The 26,980-nt window shown below is 68.5% G+C and carries 24 protein-coding genes; 6 read left to right on the forward strand and 18 right to left on the reverse strand.

What is annotated here, in order from left to right; translation table 11 throughout:
- Positions 1-3: 3 nt before the first annotated feature.
- The 3 genes from D0D37_RS13145 to D0D37_RS13155 form a co-directional block, all read right to left on the reverse strand.
- Positions 4-423, reverse strand: coding sequence for a hypothetical protein (locus tag D0D37_RS13145; protein WP_116200785.1), 420 nt, complete (start codon positions 421-423; stop codon positions 4-6).
- Complete coding sequence (locus D0D37_RS13150; RefSeq protein WP_116200786.1) at positions 420-887, reverse strand: hypothetical protein; 468 nt, start codon at positions 885-887, stop codon at positions 420-422. The genes D0D37_RS13145 and D0D37_RS13150 overlap by 4 nt, the downstream gene beginning before the upstream one ends.
- 115 nt (positions 888-1,002) lie before the next feature.
- Complete coding sequence (locus D0D37_RS13155) at positions 1,003-4,974, reverse strand: nucleic acid/nucleotide deaminase domain-containing protein (protein ID WP_162834199.1); 3,972 nt, start codon at positions 4,972-4,974, stop codon at positions 1,003-1,005.
- 264 nt (positions 4,975-5,238) lie between these two features.
- On the opposite strand from D0D37_RS13155, the gene D0D37_RS13160 reads away from it, so the two are divergent.
- Both D0D37_RS13160 and D0D37_RS13165 read left to right on the forward strand, forming a co-directional pair.
- Complete coding sequence (locus D0D37_RS13160) at positions 5,239-5,772, forward strand: hypothetical protein (protein WP_162834200.1); 534 nt, start codon at positions 5,239-5,241, stop codon at positions 5,770-5,772.
- A 47-nt stretch (positions 5,773-5,819) separates the two neighbouring features.
- Entirely contained in the window at positions 5,820-7,340 is a 1,521-nt protein-coding gene (locus D0D37_RS13165) for a tachylectin-related carbohydrate-binding protein (RefSeq protein WP_162834201.1), read from the forward strand.
- A gap of 179 nt (positions 7,341-7,519) precedes the next feature.
- Here the strand turns inward: D0D37_RS13165 and D0D37_RS13170 are convergent, their stop codons facing one another.
- From D0D37_RS13170 to D0D37_RS13200, 7 genes are read right to left on the reverse strand one after another with little or no spacing between them, the layout of a single operon-like run.
- A complete protein-coding gene (locus tag D0D37_RS13170) occupies positions 7,520-8,533 on the reverse strand; it encodes a lysylphosphatidylglycerol synthase transmembrane domain-containing protein (protein WP_208719926.1) in 1,014 nt (337 codons plus the stop codon).
- Positions 8,534-8,547: 14 nt separating this feature from the next.
- Positions 8,548-9,792 (reverse strand): acyl-CoA reductase, encoded by a 1,245-nt coding sequence (locus tag D0D37_RS13175; protein ID WP_116200790.1) that lies wholly within the window; start codon positions 9,790-9,792, stop codon positions 8,548-8,550.
- On the reverse strand, positions 9,789-10,841 hold the full coding sequence (locus D0D37_RS13180) for a LuxE/PaaK family acyltransferase (RefSeq protein WP_116200791.1): 1,053 nt from the start codon (positions 10,839-10,841) through the stop codon (positions 9,789-9,791). The genes D0D37_RS13175 and D0D37_RS13180 overlap by 4 nt, the downstream gene beginning before the upstream one ends.
- Positions 10,838-12,247, reverse strand: coding sequence for an AMP-binding protein (locus D0D37_RS13185; RefSeq protein ID WP_116200792.1), 1,410 nt, complete (start codon positions 12,245-12,247; stop codon positions 10,838-10,840). Before D0D37_RS13185 ends, D0D37_RS13180 begins: the two co-directional genes overlap by 4 nt.
- A 56-nt stretch (positions 12,248-12,303) precedes the next feature.
- Positions 12,304-13,035, reverse strand: a complete 732-nt coding sequence (locus D0D37_RS13190; RefSeq protein WP_116200793.1) for an SDR family NAD(P)-dependent oxidoreductase — start codon at positions 13,033-13,035, stop codon at positions 12,304-12,306.
- Positions 13,028-13,300: an acyl carrier protein gene (locus D0D37_RS13195; RefSeq protein WP_116200794.1), complete on the reverse strand. Its 273-nt coding sequence runs from the start codon at positions 13,298-13,300 to the stop codon at positions 13,028-13,030. Before D0D37_RS13195 ends, D0D37_RS13190 begins: the two co-directional genes overlap by 8 nt.
- Positions 13,301-13,313: 13 nt before the next feature.
- Complete coding sequence (locus tag D0D37_RS13200; protein WP_116200795.1) at positions 13,314-14,045, reverse strand: acyl-ACP--UDP-N-acetylglucosamine O-acyltransferase family protein; 732 nt, start codon at positions 14,043-14,045, stop codon at positions 13,314-13,316.
- 191 nt (positions 14,046-14,236) lie between these two features.
- Between D0D37_RS13200 and D0D37_RS13205 the strand changes: the two genes are divergently transcribed.
- Positions 14,237-15,343: a DegT/DnrJ/EryC1/StrS family aminotransferase gene (locus D0D37_RS13205; protein ID WP_116200796.1), complete on the forward strand. Its 1,107-nt coding sequence runs from the start codon at positions 14,237-14,239 to the stop codon at positions 15,341-15,343.
- A complete protein-coding gene (locus D0D37_RS13210; RefSeq protein WP_116200797.1) occupies positions 15,340-16,293 on the forward strand; it encodes a Gfo/Idh/MocA family protein in 954 nt (317 codons plus the stop codon). The genes D0D37_RS13205 and D0D37_RS13210 overlap by 4 nt, the downstream gene beginning before the upstream one ends.
- Here D0D37_RS13210 and D0D37_RS13215 read toward each other — a convergent pair whose 3' ends face one another.
- From D0D37_RS13215 to D0D37_RS13250, 8 genes are all read right to left on the reverse strand, one after another.
- A complete protein-coding gene (locus tag D0D37_RS13215; RefSeq protein ID WP_116200798.1) occupies positions 16,294-17,028 on the reverse strand; it encodes a hypothetical protein in 735 nt (244 codons plus the stop codon).
- Positions 17,025-17,525: a SigE family RNA polymerase sigma factor gene (locus D0D37_RS13220; protein ID WP_116200799.1), complete on the reverse strand. Its 501-nt coding sequence runs from the start codon at positions 17,523-17,525 to the stop codon at positions 17,025-17,027. Before D0D37_RS13220 ends, D0D37_RS13215 begins: the two co-directional genes overlap by 4 nt.
- 121 nt (positions 17,526-17,646) lie before the next feature.
- The gene (locus tag D0D37_RS13225) at positions 17,647-17,877 is read right to left on the reverse strand and encodes a hypothetical protein (RefSeq protein WP_116200800.1); all 231 of its coding nucleotides are present in this window, start codon (positions 17,875-17,877) and stop codon (positions 17,647-17,649) included.
- A 15-nt stretch (positions 17,878-17,892) separates the two neighbouring features.
- A complete protein-coding gene (locus tag D0D37_RS13230; RefSeq protein ID WP_279630287.1) occupies positions 17,893-18,489 on the reverse strand; it encodes a Uma2 family endonuclease in 597 nt (198 codons plus the stop codon).
- The gene (locus D0D37_RS13235; RefSeq protein ID WP_116200801.1) at positions 18,470-19,087 is read right to left on the reverse strand and encodes an acyltransferase; all 618 of its coding nucleotides are present in this window, start codon (positions 19,085-19,087) and stop codon (positions 18,470-18,472) included. The genes D0D37_RS13230 and D0D37_RS13235 overlap by 20 nt, the downstream gene beginning before the upstream one ends.
- On the reverse strand, positions 19,087-20,271 hold the full coding sequence (locus D0D37_RS13240; protein ID WP_116200802.1) for a glycosyltransferase family 4 protein: 1,185 nt from the start codon (positions 20,269-20,271) through the stop codon (positions 19,087-19,089). Before D0D37_RS13240 ends, D0D37_RS13235 begins: the two co-directional genes overlap by 1 nt.
- Positions 20,272-20,341: 70 nt before the next feature.
- The gene (locus D0D37_RS13245; RefSeq protein ID WP_116200803.1) at positions 20,342-21,271 is read right to left on the reverse strand and encodes an NAD-dependent epimerase/dehydratase family protein; all 930 of its coding nucleotides are present in this window, start codon (positions 21,269-21,271) and stop codon (positions 20,342-20,344) included.
- 26 nt (positions 21,272-21,297) lie between these two features.
- Positions 21,298-22,446 carry a DegT/DnrJ/EryC1/StrS family aminotransferase gene (locus D0D37_RS13250; protein WP_116200804.1) on the reverse strand — a complete coding sequence of 383 codons (1,149 nt, stop codon included), beginning with the start codon at positions 22,444-22,446 and terminating at the stop codon, positions 21,298-21,300.
- A 114-nt stretch (positions 22,447-22,560) separates the two neighbouring features.
- On the opposite strand from D0D37_RS13250, the gene D0D37_RS13255 reads away from it, so the two are divergent.
- Both D0D37_RS13255 and lhgO read left to right on the forward strand, forming a co-directional pair.
- A complete protein-coding gene (locus D0D37_RS13255; protein WP_116200805.1) occupies positions 22,561-25,638 on the forward strand; it encodes an AfsR/SARP family transcriptional regulator in 3,078 nt (1,025 codons plus the stop codon).
- Between the two features lie 61 nt (positions 25,639-25,699).
- Positions 25,700-26,884 (forward strand): L-2-hydroxyglutarate oxidase, encoded by a 1,185-nt coding sequence (lhgO, locus tag D0D37_RS13260; protein WP_116200806.1) that lies wholly within the window; start codon positions 25,700-25,702, stop codon positions 26,882-26,884.
- The last annotated feature ends 96 nt before the right edge of the window (positions 26,885-26,980 follow it).

Consider the following 26,980-nt stretch of genomic DNA (forward strand, 5'->3'; position numbering starts at 1 on the left):
CGCCTACTCCAGGATTACATACGGCGCCTGAAGCACCCGAAAGATGCAGCCGCCACGTGCGTCCCGGTCGATCAACGTGCGAAAATATGCCGCACTAAGCACGGCGTACGTCGTTTCCTCAAGGAACTCCTTCGCGGAGAGAAGGTGGCCGTCCTTCGAATCGTCCGATTCGACAACCGCGGGCTTCCACTTGACGATTACCCCGTAAGGCGGCCCCGCGTTGACCTCGATCACCGCGCCGGCCTCCGCGGCGGCCCACGGCCCGCCCTCCGTCCGCACGGCGGCGGGAATCCCCATCCGCGCCAGCTCGGCACGGGCGAGTTCCGCCAGTTCGATCCACGACCGGACCGCTTCCGCCGAAGCCTTGACCGACGCTTCGCCCCCCGCCAAGAAGTTTTCCATCAACTGAAGCGGCTCGGTCACAGCGCACTCCCTGCTTCGCCTGTCGGCGCGGCCAGCACTCGGAACTCGTGGTCCATATGCGCTGAATTGTCAACAAGCACTCGGAATCCGGCCTTTTCCAGCAATTTGTGCGCAGCACGCGACATGAGGCTCTGGACATGTCGCTCATAAACAAGAAACGGGTCGTCATTCGCTTGCGCGATCAACTTGGCACGGTAGCCCGGCGAATCGAAAACCGCGGTTTTCCATCTCACCTCGACTCCATACGGAGCCCCTCTGCTCACGTGAACGTCCACCCCGGGAGGCACGCTGCGAGAATCGCCTTCCACCGAGATCGACGCGGGCACTCCCATTCGCCCGAACTCCGCACATGCCAGCTCCGCCAGTTCGATCCAGGATTCAACCGCATCGGCAGGGGCCAGGAGTTCGTCTTCATCATGCTCCCGAAGCAGGCTTCTCCTCGAGAACGTGAAGGGATCAGTCATCTCGTTTCCTCGCATAGCCGAACCTGCCCAGGGTGGCCCGGCGCGCCGCCGGACCACCCTCAGTTGCTGTCAGAACGCCCCGAACAACTACTCAGCAGTCAACGCCTGACCGCCCCTACCATGCCGCAACACGATCTTTCACGAGTTCCCATAATGTTTGCCAGTCGTAATCCTTCATATACGTTACCGCAAACTCCACCACCGTACCAGGGTTCAATTCGCTCTCCAAGAGCGGACCGCACACGGGACAGGGAGAACGTTCGGTGAACATTCGTTCAATGTTTTTCGGAGTGAAACCCTGAGCGCGGATAGCGTCGAATATCAACTGCTCAGAGTGCTGCCCCGGCCCGTTGCTTACCGCGCCAACATATCCATCTGGAAGAAGTTTGAGCGGATCTTTATAACCTGGAACTTTAGCGATCGCGATGTTCTTCTTCATCGCATCCATGAACGACCATCTGCGGTCCATGCGATACTTGAATGCAATATTCGCCAGATCCAGCTCGTTCGCGCTCGCGTGCCGGTACAGGACCGCCACGACGTTGATCGGGCAGGGAACACCAGCCGCGACGCCACGGCTCGCGGGCGCGAAGGTCGGGCACGACACCCCGACGTTGCGGATGAAATTCAGGGCGAGGTCGCCCAGTTTGTTGCGGACTGTGATCCCCTGGAGGAACTCCTCCTGGCTCAGCGCGCCCAACCTCGACGCGAGCAGTGAATCGCTCGCGGCACCCGTCAGGAGATCCGCTCCGATAGTGATCTCGATACCTACACCGGCCGCCTCCGCCAGTGCGCCGGCTGAGGCACCAGCCAAGGCACCCACCAATGGGGCGGTGCACGTCTCGGCACAAACGATCCCCACTACAACAGCGACTCCGGCGACGATCGCGCCCGCGATCCCCCACCAGCGGTCCGTGTCCGCCTCGTCCTCGGCCTTTTCCTTCGCGTCCGAGATCGCCTTGTTGATCAGGTACGTCAGCGCCGGGTTGTACGCGCCCTTGAGGCAGTCGTTGAACGTCTGCTCGCTGTACTGCTTAAGCTGGTTGCAGACAGCGACGTTTCGCTCCGACTCACCCTTCGGGTCGTTGACCATCCGAGTAGCCCGCGCAACGCAGTCATCGTGATCCGGGCCCCCCGGAATAGCGTTGCAGGCGTTGTTGACGTCGTCGGAGAACTTCTTCTTGGCGTCGGCGATTTCTTGATTCGCCTTGGCTATCGCCTTGTCCCGCGCCTCGTTCGCGGCCTTGACCGCGTCGTTCGCGTCCTTGCCGGCATCGATCGCGTCCTGGTATGCCTGACGCGCTGCGGCGATAGCGCTCTGCGCGTACCGCGTTGCGATGTTCGCCGAGTGCCGTGCGGAAGCCGCCGACTGCGACGCCCGAACAGCCGCTTGCGATGCCCGCTTCGCCGCATCAGCGGCTTGCGCGGCGGACTGATTGGCTTGCCGCGCGGATTCCTGCGCGTCCCGTGCGGACTGGACAGCCTGAGTTGCCGACGCCACCGCGTCTTTGGCATAGCCACGAGCCTGTGCGGCGTAGGCTTCCGCGTCCTTGGCCGCGTTGCGCGCGGTCGCCGCGACAGACTGCGCGGTAGCCGCGTTTTCCGCCGCCTTAGCCGCGATCGACGTGGCTTCCGAGACCAAACCCGCGACAACCGCGTTGTGTGCGACGGATTCCTGGTCATGCCGGGTCGCGGTGTACTGGCCGTTGAGCCGGTACTGCCGCACTATGTCCGGCGAACCCGCCAGCGCGGCCTGCGCGAGCATCCGCGCTTCCGGACCGGTGTTCTGGTTCGCGATGAGCTGATTCAGCGCGATCCGGTCGTCCTTCTCCCGGGCGATGTTCTGCCCGGTGTCCAGGAAATTCCGGTAGGCCTCGACCGTTCCGGTGTCGAGCGCCTTCTGTGCTTCGGACACGACGACGGCATCGCCGGACGTGCGAGCCGCGGCCAGCACCTGGTCGACCTGGATCCGGAAGTCGTTGTTCTCGCCCGGATAATCCGGAGCCGCCAGGAACTGCTTGACGTCGGCGTCGCTTCCGGCCAGTGCCTTTTCCGCCGCGGCTTTCTTCGCAGGCACCGCGTCGGCGATAAGCTCCTGCAGCGTCTCCCGGTCGTCCTGTCCTGCGGCACGGGTGATGCCGGTCTGGACGAACTCGAGTACCTCGCGGTCGGTGCTGGAAAGCGCCCCTTCGGCCGCCGATTTCGTCCACGGGCCGCCGGTCGTCAGCAGCCGCAACGCCACCTTGCGACCATCGGTCACCGCCAGTGCCGGATCTGTTCCCGGCGCGATCGCTTCAGCAAGCAGCCTGTTCGTTTCGGCGTCACGCTGCGCTTCCTGCGCCGCGTTCCACTTGCGAGTGAGCCCGAGTTGGTCCTGAACCTCGAGTGCCTGGTGCGCTGCTTCCGTCGCCTGATCAGCCTGGATAGCGAGACGGTCGGCGTCGGCCTTCCGGGCGGCGTCGTAAATGCGTTTGGCCTGCGCCGCCGCATCACTGGCGATCTTCGCCGCGGCTGTCGCCGCGTTCGCGTGCTCCGTTGCCAGCTGAGCAGCGTGCTCAGCCTCGCCCGCGTGCTGCGCGGCATCGTCCGCAGCGGCCGCGGCCAACGCCGCGTCCACCACAGCCCGGCCGGCGAGTTCGCGAGCCTGTGCCGCGGCGGCGTCAGCCTCGTCGGCGAAGGCCCGAGCCGCAGCAGCCGAACGATTCGCCCGGTCGGCCTCGCGGGCTGCCTTCGCGGCCGCTGCCTCCGCCTGGCGGGCATCCGCACCGGCGCTCTGCGCCCATTTGACCGCTGCCCGCGCGGATGCGGCGGACTTCTCCGCGTTTTGCCCGGCCGAACCTGCCGCGTCGACCGCTTCTCGCGCATGACCGAGTGCCACCCGGGCCAAATCGATCGCGTCCTGGGCCTGCTTCGCATCGATCGACGCGGCCGCCGCGCTCTTCGCAGCCTGCGAAGCTTCCCCAGCCTTGCCACGATCCACCCGTGCCGCGGCGGCCGCGTTCCACGCAGCCGCCGAGGCGTTACCGGCCTTCGATGCCGCGGCGGCCGCGCGCGAAGCAGCTTGTGCCGCGACCCGCGCCGCAGCGGTAGCCGCGTTGGCCGCACCCATCGCGGCCTGAGCCGCGCTCGCTGCCCGATTCGCTGCCGTCGCCGCGCGGCCAGCCGCGTCCGCTGCGCCGGCCGCGTTGTCCTTGGCCGCTTCAGCGGCCTTCTCCGCGAATTCGGCGGCTTGCCTGGCCTTGTCGGCTTCCTCCAGCGCGCGGGCCGCGGAGTCCTTCGCCGCCTGAGTCTTCTCCGCAGCCTGTTGCCCGGCGATCTTCGCCGAGCCCAGCAGCTGCTGGATGCTGTCAGTCTCCTGATCACGAGCCGCCGCGACTTCCCACTCGCGGTCGAGGAAGATCCGCAGCGCGTTCGGGGAACCGTCGCCAAGGGCGGTCTGTGCGGCGGCCTGCACTTCCTTGCCACCGATGGCCAGGATCTGGTTGACCCGCACCCGCAGGTCGACTGCCTCCGCCTTCGCCGCGGTGGTATTCAGGAACTCGTGCAGGGCGTCCGAACTGCCGTCGTCCAACGCCGTCTGGGCGGCCTTGCGCACCTGCGGACCGCCGGCGGCGAGGATCTGATTGACCCGCACCCGGAGATCGGTGGTCTCCGCCGTGCCCCAGCCGGTGTCCAGGAAATTCCGCAGCGCCTTGGGATCCGTGTCCGCGGCGTCGAGTGCCCGCTGAGCGGCACTCTTCATCGCGGGACCGCCGGAGGCGAGGAGCTGGTCGACCGCGATCCGGTCGTCCAGCGTGGTCAGCCGGTCGAGGTTGTCCTGCAGGAACGCGTTGACATCCGCGTCCGATCCGGTCAACGCTCGCTCTGCGGCAGCCTTCGTCTGGGATCCGGCGTCCCGCCAAATGATCAGGACCTTGCCCCGCGGGCTCAAGATCGGACCGTCTGATGCGGACGCCGCGGTCGCCGCGGCTGGCTGGGCCGGTTCGGCCGTTGCTTGCCGGACGCCGAGTTGCATGGTCAGAGCCATCACGAGGATGGCGATCAGGCTGGCGCGCCATGCCCGCCACGTTCTTCGAACCAGTTTCATGACCCTCTTCTCGAGAATGTCTTGTTTTTGACAAAAGGACATGACAAAGAAAGCCGAGCAGCAGAATCGAGATCGGCGAACAGGCCTGGAAAAGACTCGGACTAACCCGCAGAGAAGCCGCGAACGCGACGCGGCAATATCAGGTTAGCAATCAACGGTAATCAGAATGACTGTGACGCTCATCACGTCAAGGACGAGTAATATCCGCACTTCACCGGCGATAGCAATGCGGACGAGCTGTTGCGATCAATCGAACGGATTGACATGCACATCAAGAAACTGGGGATAAGCGCCGTCGCCGCGGCGGCAGTTATTACCTCATTCAGCCTATGGACCGCGGAAGCTTCTACTGATAATCCGCGTGCCGCGGCCGACGAAGCCGGTTCTCTCGTGGAGGACTATTCCTACCCGGGTGCCGCCTTAATTCAGCAGAAGTACAACGTGCTTCTCACGTCCGGTGACGGGCACATTGTTTTCGCTGACTGCGCGACCCCGGCCGACGGAAACGTTGGCGTGCTCCAGATCCGCTCTACGGAAAACGTAGGAAAGGACGGACTCGTCTGCTTCAAGGTTCTCGCGGCCACCGGACGCCTCGCGCTTCGGGTCCCCGCGGTCTTCGAGATCCGCGGTGACGGCCGGGTCTCCGGAGCCGGCCACAAGATGAAGGCCGACCTCACCACCGACGCCGGCCAGCACTCGACAGTCGATGTAGCCGGTTACGGCAGCACCCCGGTCGGGATCGGAAGCAACCCGAACAACGCTCCCACCACGCTCCTCCAGCTCACGGTCAACCCTTGAGCCAGCACAAGGCCAGCACACCACCGCACCGCGAAGGAAGACCGTCTGTGCCTCGAAAAACCCCGAGAATCCTAGTTCTCTCCGCCACTCTGCTCACCGGCGGCGTGCTCACCGCGATCCCGGCGCACGCGGTTTCCGGCGGCACCACCGTGCCCGCCGGAACGTCCGGTTACCTCGCGCGCATCGCCACTCCCACGAAGGCGTGCTCGGCCGCGCTGATCGATCCGTCCTGGGTCCTCACCTCAGCGAGCTGCCTGACCGCTGAAGCGAACGGGGCTCCGACGGAGAACGCGACTGTCAGCGTCGGCGCGGTCGATGTCGGCACCGGAGCCGGGACGAGGGCCAAGGTCGTCAAGGTGATCGGCCGCAGCGACCGCGACGTCGCGCTGGCCAAGCTCGACAAGCCGGCCGCCGGGATCACGCCGGTCGCGCTGGCCACCACCGCTCCGACGAGCGGGGAGACGCTCCAGCTGGCCGGATTCGGCCGCACCGCGACCGAATGGGTGCCCGCCCGGCCGTCCACCGCGTCGTTCGCGGTCTCCGCAGTGAATGCCACTGAGGTATCGGTGACCTCCGCGAGCGGTTCGGACACCTGCCTCGGCGACGCCGGCGGCCCGGCTCTGCGCACCGTGGGCGACAAGGTCGAGGTCGTCGCGGTCAACAGCCGGTCCTGGCAGCACGGTTGCCTCGCGGTGACCGAAACGCGCGAAGGCAGCACCGAAGCCCGAGTAGACGACCTCGCCGACTGGGTCCGGCAGAACACCGTCCCGGCCCCGGTGAGCTGCCCGAACGGCGCGACCGTGTGGGACGCCCGGTCCGACGGCTCGATGTGGCGCTACGTGCACCGCGATCCGGCGAACGGCACCGTCTCCTGGGCCGAGCCGACCGGGGCGGTCGGAACCGGGTGGACCGGACGTCAGGTCGCCGGCAAGGACGGGGTCGTCTGGGACGTCCACCGCAACCTCGGCGCGGGCGACAGCGTCCCCAGCGGCGTGCTCCGGCGCTGGACGTGGAGCGCGGCCAACGGCTGGGGCGGCGGCAACGGGGTCGGCGGCGGCTGGGAGAAGTTCCTCACTCCGGAGTTCCAGAACCGCGTCACCGTCGACCAGGCCGGACGCATCATCACCGTCGACCAGCAGGGCCAGCTGAAGGTGTACCTCTGGAACGACGCCACCAGCACGTGGGTCAACGGAAACGGCCAGGTCATCGACACCGGCTGGGGAAAGTTCGACTCCATCACCGCGGCCGGCGACGGAGTCCTCTATGCCCGTACCCCGGCTGGCAACCTGTACCGCTTCGTCTACGACTTCGGCGCCGGAAAGTGGACCCAGCGCGACAAGTCCGCCGGCGTGGGCTGGAACATGTTCACCGAGATCTTCTCGCCGGGAGCCGACATCCTGTACGGCCGCGGCGCGAGCTTGTCGGGCAATCCGACCCTGCTCTGGTACCGCTATTCGCCCAACACCGACACCTGGTCCGCGAACGGCGCGGGCACTCCCGTCGGATACGGGTGGAACACCGACATCCACGTGACCGCGGCACCGGACTCCTGCCGGTTCGCCGACTGAGCCCGCTCCGCTGAACCGAGGAGGCCGTCCGGACCGGACGGCCTCCTTCTTTATCGCTTCCGGCGCGCAGGTGAGAAGCCGCGCCCGCGTCGTCGGCCTGCCACGGCGGCTTCCCCCTCCGCCGGATTCCATGAAAAAGGAGGCCGCCCGAATCCGGACGACCTCCTCGTAAAGCGGAATCAGGCAGCGTCCACCGGAACGGGCCGTCGAGCGGCCAGCTTCGCGGCGAGCGCGGCGAAACCGGCCGTGAGCAGGTCCGCCACCGTGAACATCACCCGGGAGGCGATCGCGAACGCCGTCGCTTGGCCGACCGTCAGCCCGCTCGCCGTGAGGACCGCGACCTGGGCGACCTCGCGAACGCCGACGCCGCTGGGGAGGATGAACGCGAAGGTGCCGACCGTCATCGCGACGGCCATCGCGCCCACGCACAAGATCAGGCCGCTGAACCCCGGGGCGCCGACCGAGTTCGCCAGCAGCCACAGGTGCACGCCCTGCAGCACCCAGGCTCCCATCGACGCGCCGAAGGTCTTGCACACCACGCCCCAGCCGAGCGGCTCGGCGAGCGGCGGACGGCGCAGGAGCTTCAGCACGAGCGACGTGCCCCAGGTCAGGATGCGCGGGTGCAGCAGCGCGAGCCCGACCGGGATCAGCACGAACAGCCACATCGCCCTCGGGCTGTTGCTGAACACCGCGGGCGCGGCCAGCAGCGACACGACCAGCGCAGAAACGACGCCCACGCCCAGCTGGATCAGAGAGCCGGTGAAGATCCGGGCCCTCGCCAAGCCTGCCTTGCGGCCCAGCTCCATCTGCAGCAGGTACGCCCACACCGAACCGGGCACGTACTTGCCGAGCGAGCCGACCAGGCAGATCTGCGCGCCGCGGGCGTAGCCGATCGGCTTGCCGAGGTGATCGACCAGGACCTGCCAGCCCCAGGTCGACACGAGGATCGACACGATCAGCGCCACCAGGCTCAGCGCCGACGACTGCCAGGCGACGTCGGACAGCGTGTGCCAGAACTCGTCCCAGTTGGACGCCAGGCTCTTCGCCGCGAAGCCGATCACCAAGAGGATGGCGACCCACCGCACGACGTCGAGCACTCGCGCCTTGGTGGACTTGCGGGCTTTTCCGGTGGTCGCGGTGTCCTCAGTGGACGGGGTGTCGTCCCCCGGCGTCTCCGTACGAACGGTCGTCACTGCCTCTCAGCTCCTCAGGCCTGTACCGTGACCAGGCGGCTGAACTCGGACAGCAGATCGTAGCCGTCCCAGACCCCGGCGAACGTGAGGGCCGAGCCGAAGGGCACGACCCGGTCCACCCCGCGTCCGGCGAGCGCCGTCACGAATCCGGTCAGTTCCTCGCGGGTGAACCCGAACTGGCTCACCGTCTGGTCTTTGCGCTGCACGATCGGCACCAGCTCGTCCAGCGACGCCACCGAGGCGTTCGCGAACGTGCCCGCGCCCAGCCATTCGCGCGGCATCACCGTGGCGTCGGCCAGCTCGAGCGTCGCCAGCGCGTTGCCGTCGAAGCGGATCGACGACACGAGCCCGTCGACCGCCGCGCCGTACGCCGACACCCGCTTCTGCACGGCCATCGCCGGCTCGGTGACGTGCTGCTTCGCTGTCAGCACCTGGGCGAGCAGCTCGCGGAACTCATGTCCGGCGGCTTGCGCGCCCGACGCGTCGCCGACCCAGAACACCGCGCGCGGCGACGAGCAGGCGGCCTGGTCGAACCAGTACGAGTCGTTGTAGAAGCCCTCGGCGGCAGCCTTGCGCTCCTCCGGGGCGGCCTCCTGCCAGCCGCGCACCGACGCGATCGCGAACGACGAGCGGTCCGGGAACGTGAGGTCGCGGGCGTGCGGGGCCAGCGGGTACTTCCGCAGCGCGGCCACCGAACTGTCGCCGCCCCAGATCACCCGCAGGTCCGCGGCCAGCGACAACGCGCCGCTGACCTCGTCGCTGCGGTCATAGGTGACCATGCGCTGGGTGGCCCGGATGGCGGCCGCGGTTTCCGGCGACACGTCTTCCATCGCCGCGTTCAGCGCCTCCAGCACCGCCTCGGCGGCGCCGGCCGAGCGCGAAGACACGCGCACGACGTTGCTGTTGCCCGCCAACGCGGACAGCGCCCAGGAGTACACGAAAATGGTGTCCACGTTGGCCGGCGGCACGTGGAAAACCAGGCCGCGCGGGAACCGCAGCGAATCGCCGCTGGTTTCCAAAGTGGACAGTGATTTCGCCAGTTCCCCCTTGCGCAGGAAGAAACCCAGCGACGCCAGCTCCGGGAAGCGCCGCGCCAGCGCGGGCGCGAGCAGCTTGCGCGCGAACTTGGTGACGAACTCGACCACCCGCGGGTCGCCGACTGTCAACCGGCCGCCGGACGGCTCCTCGCGCAGCTCGTCCAGCAACGCACCGGCCGAAACCGGGTCACCGAGCGGAAAACGCTGTTCCAAGGCACTCACGCGGCGGCTCCAGTGAACGTGTCCGAGCACCCGCGGGCCTCGGCCTTCGGCAGCCTGCCGAGCACGGAGAAGTGCTTGCCCGGCCAGTCGCCGTCGTCGATTCCGTTGCAGACGCCCAGATCTTCGGTGAGCAGCACGTGTCCCGGGTAGGACCGCGGCAGCGTGCTCACTACCTCGATGACGCCCGGCTTGCCGACCGGCTGCTCTTCCCAGGTCTCCGGGTCGCGGATCACGACGTCGGCGAAATCGGGGCAGTACAAGGAGTTCCCGGACGGACCCTCGAGGAACACGGTGCCGATCTGCTCGATCATCCCGTAGTAGTTGTGGATTCGGGTGAGCCCGGTGTCCTCTTTGAACCGGCGGCGGAACTCGCTGTTGTCGACCGCGCGGTCGATCAGCTTCTTCCAGCCGCCGGAGTGGATGAGGATGCCGTTCGACAGGTCGAGCTTGTGCTCGCGGGCGACCTCGTACAGGTATTGCCACACCATGAAGGTGAAGCCGAAGATCAGGAACGGCCGGTCGCCGTACTCGGCGAGGAACTTCTTCACTGCCTCGACGTCCGGCTTGTCGTTCTCGTCCAGCACGTAGGTGTGCTTGCGGCCGAAGTTCGCCATGCCGAGCACCCCGGCGCCGCGCGCGGAGAACGACCGGCGGTTCTTGATGATGCCGATGGTGTCGACCATCAGCATCGGCAGCCGCTCGCCGCCCAGCACCTCCTGCAGGGTGGCGCCGAGCTGCTTGGTCTGCGCGCCCGCCGCCTCCTTGTCCAGGTAGATCCGCGACGCGCCGGCCCCGGTGGTGCCCGAGGACGTGAGGGTTTTGAAGACCTCCGCGTCCGGAATGGACTTCAGGTCGTGCGTTTTGAACATGCGCACCGGTAGCCACGGCAGGTCGGCGATCGTGCCGAACGACGCGTCCGGCGCGAAACCGAGCGAGGCCAGGATGCGCTCGTACCCGGCGGAGTTCGCCCGGTGGTGCGCGGTCAGCTCCGCCAGCTCAGGGAGCAGCGCCGCCTCTCGCTCCGCCTGCGAGCGCGTGAACACACTCATACCCGTCCTTCCAGCGACCGGTAGTCGATCTTCCCGCTGGCCAGCAGCGGCACTGTGTCGATCGGACGCACGTCGAACCCGCTGGCGTGCAGGTGCAGCCGCTCCGCCAGCGCCCGCGCCGCGTCCTTGCAGATCGCCTTCGCGCCGTCGCCCTCGGGCAACTCGGCGAACAGCACGACCTTGTCGCCTGCAGGCACCGCGGCCACCACGTCGATGCCCACCGCGGCCGTGCGCACGGCCTGCTCCAGGTCGTCCAGGCTGACCCGGTTGCCGAACACCTTGCCGATCCGCTTCAGCCTGCCGGTGATGTACAGGTACCCCTCGTCGTCGAGGTACCCGAGATCCCCGGTGGCCAGCATTCCGGCGTATTCGTCGCCCGCGGCCAGCCCTGCTTCGTCCTCGGCATAACCCATCATCACGTTGGGTCCACGGTAAAGGACCTCACCGACAATTTTGGGATGCGTCGTTTCCTCGCCGTCGTCACGGCGGATGGCGAACGCGCCGCCGGGCAGCGCCGGACCGGCCGAGCCGATCTTGTCCGCGAGCCGCTCGGCGGGCACCGTCGTCATGCGCGGGGACGCCTCGGTCTGGCCGTACATGACGTACATCCGGCCGCCGACCGCGAGCATCTTGTCGTTGAACTCGGCGACCAGTTCGTCCCGCAGTTTTCCCCCCGCCTGGGTGAGGGTCCGCAGGGTCGGGTACTTCGCCGGGTCGAACTTCAGCCGGCGCAGCATTTCGTAGTGATAGGGCACCCCGGACAGCGAGGTCACGCCGTGTTCCTTCACCGCGTCCCAGAATCCGCGACCAAGCACGCCAGAGGTTTCGATAACCACGGTCGCGCCGCGCAGAAGATGCGAATTCAGCACCGAAAGGCCGTAGCTGTAGTGCAGCGGCAGACAGGTGGGCGCGACCTCGTCCGCGTCGATCGCCAGCACCTGCGCGATGGCGTCGGCGTTGGCCAGCAGGCCCTGCCGGGACAGCCGGACGAGCTTCGGGTTGCCGGTGGAACCGCTGGTGGGGAGCAGAACGGCGAGGTCGGGATGCGGGACGGTGCCGTCGGCCGCCTCGCGCACCCAGTGCCCGTCTTCGGCCCGGTAGCCCTCCGGCGCGTCCGCTTCAGGCGCGGCCAGCACGGCGGCCGGCCGGAAACGGGTGATCAGGCCTTCGAGCACCTCCGCGTCCAGCGCCGGGTCGATCAGCGCGATCGCCCGTCCCGCTTCGAACGCGCCGAGATACCGCAGCACGCTGTCGAGGTCCAGCGACATCCGCGCGAACAGCACGCCGGGCGGGAGGTCCGCCAGCGCGGCCGCGGACCGCTTGACCTCCGCCGCGAGCTCGTCGCCCGCCAGCGTGCGGCCCCCGGCCACGTCGACCAGCCGGGACCCTTCGCCAACCAGATTCACCGAACCTCCTCGTCGTGCTCGTGTGCGTTCACACCGGCTCTACCCGGCATGAACACTCACAACACCAAGCCGCCGTCGATGCCGAGGATCTGACCGGTCACGAAGGCCGCCTCGTCGCTCGCCAGGAAGCGGATCGCCTTCGCGACCTCCTCCGGCTTGCCGAGCCTGCCCAGCGCCGTGTCCTCGATGCGCTCGGCGATGACCTTTTCGCCGAGGTGGGAGGTCATGTCGGTCTCGATCACGCCGGGCGCGACCGCGTTGACCCGGATGTTGTGCCTGCCCAGTTCCTTGGCCGCGGACCGGGCGATGTTGCCGACGGCGGCCTTGGACGCGGCGTATGCGGTCTGTCCCGCACTGCCGTTCTCGCCGACGATCGAAGCCAGCAGGACGATCGCGCCGGACTTGCGCCTGCTCATCACGCGCGACGCGGCCTGCACGGTGTTGATCGTGCCGCCGACGTTCGTCTTGAACATGCGGTCGACCAGGTCTTCGCTGATCATGCCGAGCAGCGCGTCCTCGAGGACACCGGCGTTGGCGACGACGATGTCGAGCGCGCCGTGCTCCTTCGCGACGCCGCGCACCAGCGACGAGACCGCCTTCGCGTCGGTGACGTCGAGTGCGAGACCGGCCGCGGCCCCCGCGTCAGCGGCGACTTCCTTCGCCCGGTCTTCGTCCCGCCCGGTCAGCACGACGGTGGCGCCCGCTTCGACGAGCGCGCGCACGGTGGCCAGCCCGATGCCGCGCGTCCCGCCCGTGACGAGCGCGACGCGTCCGGTCAGATCAGTCATTCTTCGACACGAGGCCGGCGACCATGTCCACGGCGACCTTGAAGCTCGACATGTCGATCACCTGGTCGGTGTCGAATTCGATGTCGAAGTCGTCCTCGATCGCGGCGACGAGCGCCATGTGGCCGACCGAGTCCCAAGCGTCGATGTCGCGGTACTTGAGGTTCTCGACGTCCACGTCCCCGTCGAGGTCCAGCGCCTCGACGAAGACCTCGCGCAGCTTGGGGGCGACTTCTGGCGTCGCGGCCTGAGCGTCAGACACAGTCATCGTTCCTTCGTCTTCAATGTTCGTCGCGCGGACGTGCGTCCCACGCCCTCACCAAGGTAGAGAGGTCTTCGGGCAGGCCGTCGTCCGGGAGGTCGCCTTTGCCCTTGACCCACGGACCGAGTGCCTCTACGGCGGCCTCGTCGAGGCCGCGGCGCGACAGGCCCACCGTATTGACGCCGGTGACCCGGGCGGGGTTGCCGACCGTGATGGTGAACGCACCCACCTCGCGGCGGACCGCCGAACCCATCCCGACCATCGCGCCGGGGCCGATGCTGCCGCCCTGGTGCACGACCGTGCCCATGCCGAGGTTGGCGAACGGCCAGACGTGCGTGTGACCGCCCAGCATGACGTTGCAGGCGAGCGTGACCTGGTCGTCGACCAGCACGTCGTGCCCGATGTGGCTGCCGCGCAGCACGTAGCAGTCGTCGCCGAGTGTCGTGGCGCGCCAGGTGCCCTGCTGGATGCTGGTGTACTCCCGGATCCGGTTGCGGCTGCCGATGACGACGCCGTGGCCGTCCTCCGCCGGGTCTCCGGTCGGTGCGCCCTCCCAGGCGACCGGGTGCGGACCGCCCCGGTCCTCGCCCGGAGTGCCGATGGTCACGTGCGGGCCGATCCAGTTGCCGTCGCCGACGCGGGTCGGGCCCACGATGACCGCATAGGGGCCGATGATGTTGCCTTCGCCCAGCTCCACGCCCTCGCCGAGGACTGCCGTGGGGTGGATCCGGTTGGGTGCCGCAGGTGACACAGTCGGTGATCCGTTTCGTCGCTTCCGGCCTGGACGGCCTGGGGTCAAGGGCTGGCTGCGGCGCCCGGTAACGTGTGGCCCGCGTGCATGCAGGGCGGCCGGGCGCAGAACCGGCGGCTTTCCGGCCTCGCGGCCGGAGCGCCTAGCACTGTACCGGACGCATCGATTTCCCCAGCCGAGAGAGACTGCCGATGATCCCCATTACCGTGGTCGACGTCCGAGACGCGGAGGACCTGGTCGTCGAGGTGCTGCGATCCGGCGCCATCGCACAGGGGCCGATGGTCAAGCGCTTCGAGGACGCGTTCGCGCACGTCGCGGGCACGAAGCACGCCATCGCCGTGAACAACGGGACGACCGCGCTCGTCGCGTCGCTGCAGGCGTTGGACCTTCAGCCCGGGGACGAGGTGGTGACCTCGCCGTTCACCTTCGTCGCGACGCTGAACGCGATCCTGGAGGCCGGCGCGACCGTGCGGTTCGCCGACATCCGGCGCGACGACTTCGCGATCGACTCGGACGCCGTCGCCGCCGCGGTCACCGATCGCACCAAGGTGCTGATGCCGGTGCACCTGTACGGCCAGACCGCGGACATGGGCAAGCTCGCGCCGCTCGCTGCCGAGCACGGGCTGCAGGTCATCGAGGACTCCGCGCAGGCCGTCGGGGCGTCGTTCGAGGGCAAGCAGGCCGGGTCGTACGGCATCGGCTGCTTCTCGCTGTACGCGACGAAGAACGTGACCACCGCCGAGGGCGGCGTGATCACCACGGACGACGACGCGCTGGCCGACAAGCTGCGCGTGATGCGCAACCAGGGCATGAAGGCCCGCTACCAGTACGAGATGGCCGGGCACAACTACCGGATGACGGACCTGCACGCCGCCGTCGGCATCCCGCAGCTGGAGAAGCTCGACCAGCTCACCGCGGCCCGCCAGGCCAACGCGAAGCGGCTGTCCGAGGGTCTCGCCGGCACGCCGGGCATCGAGGCGCCGCAGGTGCTGCCCGGCCGCGAGCACGTGTGGCACCAGTACACCGTGCTGGTCGGCCCGCACGCGATGCTCTCGCGCGACGAGCTCGCCGCCGCGTTGACCGAAAAGGGCATCGGCAACGGGATCTACTACCCGAAGATCGTCTTCGACTACGACTGCTACCGCGGGCACCCGCTGATCCCGGACGCCCGGGTCGAAGACTTCCCGGCGGCCGCCGCTGTCGCCGCGCAGGCGCTTTCGCTGCCGGTGCACCCGCGGCTGACCGAGTCCGAGCTTGACCAGATCATCGAGGCCGTTCGCGAGGTACTGGGCGCATGACACACCGCATCGCACTCGTCGGCACCGGCAACATGGGCTCGCTGCACGCGCGGGTCCTCTCGCAGAACGACCGGGTGGACCTGGCCCGTGTGATCGACCCGCGCGAGGAAGCCGGCCGCGCGGTCGCCGACCGCTACGAAACCCAGTGGACGCCCGAAATCGGCTCGCTGTCCGATGTGGACGCGGTGGTGCTCGCTTCGGCCACCGAGGTGCATTACGAGCTGGCACAGGAGATTCTCGGCCAGGGCAAGCCGCTGCTGGTCGAGAAGCCGGTGTGCAACAGCCTCGAGTTCTCGCAGGAAATCGTTGCCCTGTCGGCGAAGAAGGACGTCCCGCTGATGTGCGGGCTCCTGGAGCGCTACAACCCGGCCGTGATGACCGCGCGGGCTCTGGTGAACGAACCGGTGCACCTGATGGCGCGCCGGCACGGCCCGTACGCGCCGCGGATCAAGACCGGCGTCGCGTGGGACCTGCTGGTGCACGACGTCGACCTCGCGATCCAGTTCTTCGGCGGCGCCACGCCGGGCCGGGTCACCTCCAGCGCGGGCTACTTCCACCCGCAGTCGGTCACCGGGGCCGAGGACACCATCGAAACGGTGCTCTCGTTCCCCAGCGGGCTGGCCACGGTTTCGGCTTCGCGGCTGGCACAGCGCAAGGTCCGGTCGCTCATGGTGTCCGAACTGGACCGCATGGTGGAGGTCGACCTGCTGCGCCGCGACGTGACGATCTACCGGCACGTCTCGCACGATTCGGTCACCCCGGACGGCCTCGGCTACCGGCAGCAGACCGTCATAGAGATTCCGGAACTGGTCACCGCGCGCGAACCACTGGCGACTCAGCTGGACCGGTTCGTCGATCTGCTCGAGGGCAAGGTCGACGCGGAGGTCGAGCGGGCGCTGATCCTGCCGTCGCACGAGGTCGTGGCGCAGGTGCTGGCCGAGGCCGCCTGATTACTTGGTGAGGCGTTTGCCGTCCGCGGAGTAGGCGACCAAGGGGGTCGCCCTCTCGGCGGACGGCACGTCGTCCTGGTCGAACCAGAACACGACCACCTCGGGGTCCTCGCTCCAGCGCGCCGTGTGCGCCGGGATCGTGCGACCGTCCACTGTGGTCTCGATGCGGGCGGCCGGACCGCTGAAATAGCCGTACACCGGCACCCAGATGTCGGAGACGGTCGTGCCGCCTGACGTGGCGTGGAAGCCGAAAGAGCGGTCCTTGCCGTCGGATTCGTTGGCGAGGTAGAGCGGACGCAGGTTTCCGTCCGGCTCGTACAGGCTGGCCATCACTCCGAATTGGACAGCCGGCAGGTTCTCCGCGTCATCGATTTCCGTCGCGTAGAAGACAAGTTCCGCGCCGTCGGTGTAGGTGCCGGTGGAGATCACCTCGCCGAGCGGCCGCTCGGCCGACGTCGGAGCCGGGACCGGGGTCGACGAGGCCACGCTCGTCACCATTGGCGCTGGCGACGCCGCCGCATGCACCTGCTCCGGAGCACCGCCCGGCGAACGCAACCAAGCCGCACCGAACACCACCGCGACCACCGCCACCGCCGCGCCCGAGGACGTCAGAAACCGCCGCCGACGCCGAATCCGGCCGCCTTCTTTGATGATCCGGTCGAGATCGGGTTCAGCGAAGGGTTCCGCGGGCGCTTCCTGAAGCGCGGCACGCAACCGGTCGAGTTCGTCGGTCACGCGGTCACCTCCCCGACCAGAGCGTCACCGTCGACGCGCAGTTTCGCCAGCGCACGCGAATTGGTGCTCTTGACCGTGCCGACGGACACGCCCAGTTCCTCGGCCACCTGGTGTTCCGGCAAATCGAAGAAATGCCGGAGAACCACTACGGCGCGTTCGCGGGCGGTGAGCCGGGTCAACGCGTCGGAAAGCCATTCCCGATCGGTGACGGCGTGCGAGATGTCGGGCACCTTCGCCGGTTCCGGCATTTCCTCGGTGGCGTATTCGCGAATCGGCCGGCGCCAGATGTCGATGACATGATTGGCGAGCACGCGGCGGGCGTAGGCGTACGGATTCTTGCGCCGCACCCTCGGCCATGCGGCATAGGTGCGGGTGAAGGCGGTCTGCGCGGCATCCTCGGCCTGATGACGGTCGCCGGTGAGCAGGAAAGCCGCGTGGGTGAGCCGGGCAGAACAGGACCGCACGAAGTCGGCGAACTCGTCGTCCCCGCGCACCATCCCACCCCTGTTCCCGGTTGCCTTGCTGTCCAGGTTACGGGGGCGGGGGACGTGCGTCGATGTAATGGCTGGTCAGTCTCGTCTCAACGGCGACGCATGGTGTTCGGGGAGGTGCTTGGCGTCAGCGTTGGGCTCGCGGGTCGAGCTTCACCGGCGGATCCACAATCCAGTAACGCTCAATCCCGGCATCGGCATACACGGCTTCCGTGACCTCAGCCGAGGTCACGACGACGTCCGGGACGCGGATCGTCAGCGGGGTCTCGCCCAGGAGCAACTCCGCCTCGGCACCGACGACTTCGACCCGGACCCCCGGTTCCTCCGGAAATCCCGCCCAAACCTCAAGAGCCAGCAAAGTGCGATACGAGAGTCAGCGTTGGGCGCGCGGATCGATCAACGCGTTCAGGTCGAGCTTCACCGGCGCACCCGCGATCTCCAGCTCGACGCTGCCGGAATACTCGCCGAAATTCTCGTAATCGCCGCCGATGAGCCGGTACGCGATCATGCTGACCGGCGGATCCACATCCACAATCCAGTAATGCTCGATACCCGCATCGGCATACTCGAAAAGCTTCGCACCCTGGTCGACGTGCTTCGTGCCCGGGGAAAGCACCTCGATCACCAGCTCGGCGTCGGCCGCCTCGATGCGCGCCGGGTTGGCTTCCGCGACCTCAGCCGAGGTCACGACGACGTCCGGGACGCGGATCGTCAGCGGGGTCTCGCACAGGAGCAGCTCCGCCTCGGCACCGGCGCTCATCTCCGGGCAGAGTTGCTCGTCGAGAAGGAACGCCAACCGCGTCACTGACCGCAGGTGGAACCACATCGGACGCGGCGACGGGACAAGAACCCCGGCAACGACCTCAGTTCGTCCCTCTGGCAGAGCTGCCCAGCCGTCTCGGGTCAGCAGATACTGCCGAGGCTGATTTCCTCTGTGGCCAGAGACCGGTTCACTTCCCGCTGAAGTCACCTGACGGGGAACCCCAGCCGGACGAGTCGTCCGACAACTCGCGGCGGCGGGCGTTTTCCTCGCGGACCCGCTTCACCTCCGCCTCGATGTACTCCTCGTCGTAGCGCTGGAACACTCGCGCCGGGTTGCCCGCGACCAGCGAGCGCGCCGGGACGTCCTTCGCGACCACCGAGTTCGGCTGCACCGTCGCGAAGTCACCGATCGTGACTCCCGGCATGATCACCACTAGGCCGCCGATGAAGCAGCCCTTGCCGATTTTCACCGGCTTGCGTTCGATCAAATCGCTGCCGGAATGGTTTTCCAGCGCCATGTTCGCGAGCCAACTCGAATGCGTGAACACCAGCGTGTTCAGCCCGATGCTGGTGTGCTCGCCGATTTCCAGCCCGCCGCTGGCGTCGAGGGTCGCGCCCTCGCCGACCCAGCAGTGCTCGCCCATGGTGAGGTTGTCCGGGCTGACGATCTTGACGCGTTCGCGCACCCGGCACGACTCCGGCAAGCCGTAGAAAGCGGCTCGCTCGGCGTCGTTCAGGTACTGCGAAACCACATCGGTAAGGATCATCGGGCGCAACCGGTTGCTGCGCTCGTCGTCGAAGAACATCAGTTGTCCGCCACCAGTTTCGTGAGCACCCGCAGGTGTTCTTCGGCCACTACGTCCAGTCCGAAGTTGTCCCGGACCATCGACGCTTCCCGCTCGGCGATCCGCGCGCGTTCCTTCGGGTCGTCCAAAAGGGACAGCACAGTGGTCTTGACCGCTTCGGAATCGTTCGGCCGCACCAGCAGGATGTTCTCGCCGTTGTGCAGTTCGATGCCGGGGTAGTTGTCCTCGGTGACCGACGCGATCGTCGCGGTGCCGGACAGCATCGCCTCCAGCGACGCGGTGCCGCAGCCGCCGTTGAGGTCGTGCGTGACGATGTCCGCGGCAGCGAAGTACGCCGGCACGTCCGCCTTCGGCACCGCGCCGGTGACGATCAGCGCGTCCGCCACACCCAGTTCCTCGGCCCGGCGCTGGAACGCGTCGTGGTACACCCGGCCGACGATCACCACGCGCAGCCCGGGGTGCTTCTCCAGGATCGCCGGCAGCGCCTCGATCAGCGGCAGCCGGTTGCGCAGCGGGATCACGTGCCCGAGCGACACGATCAGCGGCGCGTCCCCGATTTCCAGTTCCGCCCGCACGTCCTTGGTCACCGGCTTGGCGAAGTGCCCGGTGTCCACCGCGATCGGGAAGTACTCGGAGTTGTCGTCGCTCGTGCCGTAGCGCTCGACGCAGTAGTCCACGCCGAGCTTGTCGAGGATGACGTAGCGCGGCCGGAGGTATTTGAGCACCGGCTTGACCAGCATCGCGTCCAGTGCCCGGAAGACCCGGCCGTACATCTTGTTCTCGCTGATCAGCAGCGTGTGGATGGTCAGCAGAACGGGCAGCTTGTGCCGGCGCGCGTAGATGCCGACCATCCAGGACAGGTCGAAGAACTGTCCGTGCAGGTGCACCGCGTCCGGTTTGAACTCGTTCAGCAGCTTCCACAGCCGCCGCCAGTTGCCCGGCCGCATCGACGCGAACGTCATGTCGAAGTCGATCGACAGGCCGAGCTGCGGCATCTTCACCGCGGGCAGGCGCACGACGCGGTAGCCGTCGCGCTCCTCTTCCGCCGGCGCGTCACCGTAGGCAGCGGTGATCGCCAGCACTTCGTTCCCGGCGGCCGCGTACTCGGCGGCCAAGGAGGCCGACATGTGCGCGCTTCCGCCCACTCGCGGCGGGAAGAAGTTGTTCACCACCACGATTCGCATGGGCTTTCCTTCGGCCGGGCCCGCAGTGCTCATTCCGCTTCCTCTACAGAAGACGCGCCGACGGGGAGGCTCACTCGGAGTCCCGCACCAGGGCGCGCATGCCTTCTTCGACGGTGATCTGCGGTTCCCAGCCGAGCACCTCGCGGGCCCGGGTGATGTCCGCGGCGCGGCGCGACACGAGGACGTCGCGCTTGTTGAACACCGGCTCGACGTCGACGCCGACCGCCTCGATCAGGATCTTCGCCAGCGTGGCGATCGAGGTGTCGATGCCGGTGCCGATGTTGATCGGCAGGTTCGCCTGCTCCGACTCCAGCGCGGCGACGACGCCCTTGGCGAGGTCGGTCACGTGCACGAAGTCCATCGACTGGTCGCCCGCGCCGTCGATCGTCGGCGGCTGGCCGGCGCGCAGGCGCTGGATGAAGTGGTTGATGACCGAGGTGTAGTACGCCTCGATCTTCTGGCCCGGGCCGTACACGTTGAAGAAGCGCAGGGCGTTCCAGGAGAGGCCCTTGGTGCGCTCGTAGAAGCCCAGCAGGTCCTCGCCCGCGCGCTTGGAGATGCAGTACGGGGTGAGCGGGTTCAGCTTGTCGTCCTCGTGCATCGGCAGCTTCTCCGGCTCGCCGTACACCGAGGCGCTGGAGGCGAACACCAGGCGCTCGACGCCCTCGTCGGCCGCGGCCGCGAAGACGTTGTTGTTGCCGACCATGTTGATGTCGATCGACTCGCCCGGGTCCGCGATCGACTTGTTGATCGACACGGTGGCGAAGTGGATCGCGTGCGTGCAGCCGCGCATGGCCTCGCGGACGCCGACGCCGTAGCGCACGTCCTTCTCGATCAGTTCGACCTTGCCGGTGGCGACGAACTCGTTGACGCGGTCACGGTCGCCGCGGGTCATGTTGTCGAAGATCCGGACCGTGTAGTCCTTCTCCAGCAGGATCGGGATCACGTGCGAGGCGATGAAACCGCCGGCGCCGGTGAAGAAAACTTTCTTGTCGGACATGGGTTCTCCTCAGGAAGGTCGGCGGGTCAGGAAAGAGCGGACACGGCTTCGCGCACGGTGGTGACCACGCGCTCGACTTCGCTGTCGGTGAGTTCCGCGTGCATCGGTATCGCCAGCTGGCGACGGAAAGCGTCGGCGGAAACGGGCAGCGGCTGCTGCTCGCCGTACACCGGCTGCAGGTGGGAGGCGTAGGTGCCGAAGTTGCACTGCACGCCCTGCTCGCGGATCCGCAGCGCCAGGGCGTCGCGGCTGACCTCCGGGGCCACCGTCATCAGGTATGCCTGCCAGGGGTGCTCGCGGTCCGGGGCTTCGACGGGCACGGTCAGCGCGTCGACGTCCTCGAAGGCCTCGTGGTAGCGCTTGGCCACCGAGCGGCGGGCGGCGAGCAGGTCGGGCAGCCGGTCGAGCTGGACGCCCATGATCGCGGCCTGGATGTCCGACAGCCGGAAGTTCCAGCCCAGCTCGTGGAAGGTCGGGATCGGCAGCGTGTCCGAGCCCTCGCGGCTGATCGCCGGCTCGATCCCGTAGGTGTGGATCTTGCGCGCGTGCGCGATCAGATCCTCGCGGTTCGAGACCAGCGCGCCGCCCTCGCCCGCGGTGATGCCCTTGCGGCCGTGGAAGGAGAACGCGGCCAGGTCGGCGAGGCTGCCGGCCGGGCGGTTGCGGTAGGTCGCGCCCGCGGAGCAGGCGGCGTCCTCGAACAGCCACAGGCCGTGCTTGTCGGCGATGGCGCGGTATTCGTCGAAGTCGCCGGGCTGGCCCGCGACGTCGACGGCCAGGATGCCGACCGTGCGCGGCGTGATGAGCGCTTCGATCGCGGCCGGGTCGGCGCTGAAGATGTCCGGGCGGATGTCGGCGAAGACCGGCTTCGCGCCGGCCTGCAGCACGGCGTGGCCGGTCGCCGGGAAGGTGTAGTCGCCGACGATCACCTCGTCGCCAGGCTGGACGCCGAGCACCTTCAGGCCCAGAAACAGGGCAGAGCCGCAGTTGCTGGTGGTCAGAGCGTGCGCGGTGCCGGTCAGCTGCGCGAACCGCTCCTCGAAACGACGGCAGGCCGGGCCCGCGCCGGCCAGCCAGCCGGAACGGAACACTTCGGCGACGGCTGCGAGCTCTTCGTCGCCGACGGTCGGCTTCCCGAGCAGGACGGGTTCGCCCACGGTAGATCTCCTGTGCATCGGGGTGTCCCGCATTGCGCGGGGTCGCGCCAAAGTGTATAGAAGTCGCGTTTGACGCCCTTTTCGGGGATAGAACCCACGGGTAAGCACCCGATTGGGGCATAGGCTCGCGGAATGCGGATCGGGGTGCTGGGGGGCGTCGTCGCGTGGGACGGCGCGGGCGGGACGGTCGCCGTCGGCGGGCCGCGAGGCCGGGCGCTGCTTGCCTTGCTCGCGGCGGACGCCGGGCGGTTCGTGTCCGCCGAGCGGCTCATCGACGGCCTCTACGGCGAGGAACCTCCGGACGGCGCGGCCAACGCGCTCCAATCGCAGGTCTCGCGGCTGCGCAGCGCGCTGAAACTGCCGATCGAACTCACCTCGGCGGGGTACCGCCTCCGGATCGAACCGGACGAAGTGGACGCCCACCGCTTCGAACGACTGGCCAGCGAGGGCCGCCGCGAACTGGCCGAGGGCGACCCGACGCGGGCCAGCGACCTGCTCGGCGAGGCTCTGGCGCTGTGGCGCGGACCGGCGTTCGCCGACGTCTCTGCCGCTGAGGTCCAGTCCACCCGGCTGACCGAGCTGCGCGCCGAGGCGGCGGCCGACCGAGCCGACGCGGAGATCTCGCTCGGGCGCGCCGCCGATGTCCTCGACGAACTGCGCACCGCCATCGCCGAGGATCCGCAGCGCGAACGGCCGCGGGCCCAGCTGGTGCGAGCGCTGCACGCGGCTGGCCGGACAGCCGAGGCGCTGGCCGCGTTCGAGGACGCCCGTCGCACGCTCGCCGACGAACTGGGCGCGGACCCTGGTCCAGACCTCACCGAGGCGCATCTGGCCGCCCTGCGCGGCGAGTCCGCGAACGCCGCGACGCCGTTGCCCGCACAGCTCACCAGCTTCGTCGGCCGGGACAGCGAGCTGAAGCAGGTCGCGGATCTCCTGCGGCAGGCCCGGCTCGTCACGCTGCTCGGCCCGGGCGGGACCGGGAAGACCCGGCTGGCCGTCGAAGCCGCGGCGGACGCGGGACCGTGCGTCTTCGTGGAGCTGGCCCCGCACGTCGCCGACGACGTTCCGCAGGCCGTTCTCACCGCGCTCGGCCTGCGCGAAGGGGCCCGCGGTCGGCAGGATCCCGTCGACCGACTTGTCTCGGCATTGCGCGACCAAGCGACGTTGCTGGTGCTGGACAACTGCGAACACGTCATCGCCGCGGCCGCGCGGTTGGTCGCGCAACTGCTGCCCGCCTGCCCCGGCCTGCGCGTCCTCGCGACGAGCCGGGAACCGCTCGGCATCACCGGCGAACAGCTGGTGCCGATCCCCCGCCTGGCCGTTCCGCCGCCCGGCGCGCCCGCCGCCGAGATCTATCCCGCGGTCCGGCTGTTCCTCGACCGCGCTCGGGCGAGCGACCCCGCGTTCCGGCTGACCGACGAGACGGCGGCCGACGTCGTACGGATCTGCACCGCGCTCGACGGCCTTCCGCTCGCCCTGGAACTGGCCGCCGCCCGCGTGCGCACTCTGCCGGTCGCCGACATCGCCGCGCGGCTCGACGACCGCTTCCAGCTCCTCGCCCGCGGCAGCCGCACTGCCGACGAGCGGCACCAGTCGCTCCGCGGCGTCGTGGAGTGGAGCTGGGATCTCCTCGATGACGACGAACGCCGCCTCGCCCGGAGGCTGACCGTCTTCACCGGCGGCGCGACCCTCGCGTACGCCGAGCAGGTGTGCGACGTTCCCGTCGATCTGCTCCCCGAACTCGCCGACAAGTCGCTTGTCGAACCTGCGAGCGGGCGCTACCGAATGCTGGAGACGATCCGCGCGTTCTGCGCGGAAAAGCTCGATGCCGCAGGCGAGACCGAGCGTTTCCGGCACGCCCACGCACAGGCCTTCCTGCGGCTCGCCGAAGAAGCCGACCCGAAGCTGCGCACTGCGGAACAGCTGGACTGGCTGCGGAAAATCGACGCTGAATACGACAACATCGTGGCCGCGCTCAGATGGTCGGCCGCGGCAGATCCGTCGACTGCCTTGCGGATCGCCACCGCATTGTCGATGTATTGGTGGCTGCGCGGACGACGTTACGAAGGCGCGGCGCTGTCGATGGACGTCGTGCGCCACTGCGAAGCGGAGCCGCCGGAAGGACACCGCGAGCAATTCCTCATGTGCCTGCTGACCGCGATGGCCGGTGCTCCCGAAGCCGCCGAGACGGCCAGCTCTCGGTCCTATGTGGAGCGATACCTGGTGGACAGTTCCTGGACCCCGGAGCATCCGATGATGCTCATGCTGTCCGGCGTCGTGCTCGGACCGCCGGAGGACGACGACGCGCGGCTCCGGCTGTCCGGGCTCGAGAAGCATCCCGACCCGTGGCTCACCGCGCTCGTGCCGATGGGCGACGGGCTGCGCTCGATTCTCGCCGGGAAACTCGACGAAGCCGAACGCGGTCTCCGAGAAGGCGAAGCACGTTACCGAGCGCTCGGCGAACGCTGGGGATTGTCGATGGCGCTCGACCACCTGTCGCAGCTGCTGGTTTTGCGCGGCCGTCACGAAGAAGCACTCGCCGCGATGACCGAGTCCCTGTCGCTGATGCAGACGCTCGGCGCGACCGACGACTACGCGGACCTGCTGTGCCGTCGCGGCGACAGCCGGGCGTTGCGCGGCGATTTCGAAGGCGCGAAGGCCGACTACGAGCGAACCGTCGAGCTGGCCCACCGCACCGGCATGCCCGAGACGCGAGGCAGCGGTCACGTCGGCTTGTCGCACCTCGCGCGCCGCTCCGGCGACCTGGCCGGCGCGCGGACCCTCGCCGAGCAAGCGCTCGCCGAATGCGCCGCGGACTCGTTCTCGGCCGCCATCGTGCGGGCAGTCGCGTCGATCGCGCTCGGCTGGATCGACGTGGCCGAGCACCGCCCGGAGGACGCCCGCCGCCGGATGCGGCTGGCGGTCGAGATCGCGCACCGCTGGCATGACCACGGGTCACTGGCCACCGCGTTCGAGGGAGTCGCCGGGGTCTTCGCCGAGGAAGGCCGGTTCGCCGACGCCGCTACTCTGCTCGGCGCGGCCGCCGCGGTGCGCGGGACCGCCGTGCCCGGCCAGCACGATGTCGCGCAGGTCACCGTGGCCGCGGAGAAGGCACTCGGATCCGGCGGGTTCGCCGCCGCCTACACCGCCGGCAAGCAGCTCGAACCGCATCAACGGCTCGCGTTGGCCGGATTGTCCCCGGTTCAGTGAACGGGTACCACGCCGTCGGGGGGTACGCAGCGCCGCACCGGAGCGCGTAGCCTTCCCTGCCGTGCGGAATGTAGTTGTGATCGGTGGGGGAATCGTCGGGCTGTCGGTCGCGTGGGAGCTGTCCCAGCGCGGTCAGGACGTGACGGTGCTCGAAAAGGAAGCTAGCTGGGCGGCGCACCAGACCGGGCACAACTCCAATGTCGTGCACGCTGGGCTCTACTACAAGCCGGGCTCGTTCAAGGCGCGGATGTCGGTCGGCGGCAACCGGTCCATTGTGGATTTCGCCCGGCAGTACGGGGTGCCCGTCGAGGTGTGCGGCAAGCTCGTCGTGGCCACGCGGGAGGAGGAGATCCCCGCGCTGGACACGCTGGCCCAGCGGGCCGAGGCCAACGGCGTGCCGGCCAAGCGGATCACCCCCGAACAGGCCCGCGAGTACGAGCCGGAGGTGTCCTGCGTCGCCGCGCTGCGCGTCGAGTCGACCGGGATCATCGACTTCCCGGCGGTGTGCGCGGCGCTCGTGCGACTGCTCGACGAGGCGGACGCGGACCTGCGGCTGAACACGCCCGCGCTGGGCATCCGCCCGGCTCGCGGCGGCGGGGTCGAGGTGGCCACCGGCTCCGAGGTGCTGCACGCGGACGCGCTGGTCAACTGCGCCGGCCTGCACGCGGACCGCGTCGCCGAACTGGCCGGCCTCACGCCGAGCGCGCGCATCGTGCCGTTCCGCGGCGAGTACTACGAGCTGAAGCCGGAGCGCCGCCACCTCGTGCGAGGCCTGATCTATCCGGTGCCGGACCCGACGCTGCCGTTCCTCGGCGTGCACCTGACCCGCATGCTGGACGGCAGCGTCCACGCTGGCCCGAACGCCGTGCTCGCGCTGCGCCGCGAGGGTTACCGCTGGGCGGACGTGTCGGTGAAGGACCTCGCCGACGTCGCCCGCTTCCCGGGGGTCTGGAAGCTCGCGCGGAAGTACGCGTACCCGACCGGCCTCGAAGAGGTGCTGCGGTCGTTCTCGAAGAAGCGGTTCGCCGCCAGCCTCGCGCAGCTCGTGCCCGCGGTCACCGAGGACGACATCGTGCGCCACGGTTCGGGCGTGCGGGCACAGGCGCTGCGCCCGGACGGTTCGCTGGTGGACGACTTCCTCATCGAGTCCGCGAAGGACCAGGTGCACGTGCTCAACGCGCCGAGCCCGGCGGCGACGAGCGCGCTGGAGATCGCCAAGTACATCGCCGACCAGGTGACTGACTGACGCCTGGCCAAGTGCCGTGAAGGGCCCCTTGAGGGAATCTGATTCCCTCAAGGGGCCCTTCACGGCTCCGCAGCTGGCAAGTCCGATGTAGACGGT

This window comes from Amycolatopsis circi (assembly GCF_003385235.1).
Classification (GTDB): domain Bacteria; phylum Actinomycetota; class Actinomycetes; order Mycobacteriales; family Pseudonocardiaceae; genus Amycolatopsis; species Amycolatopsis circi.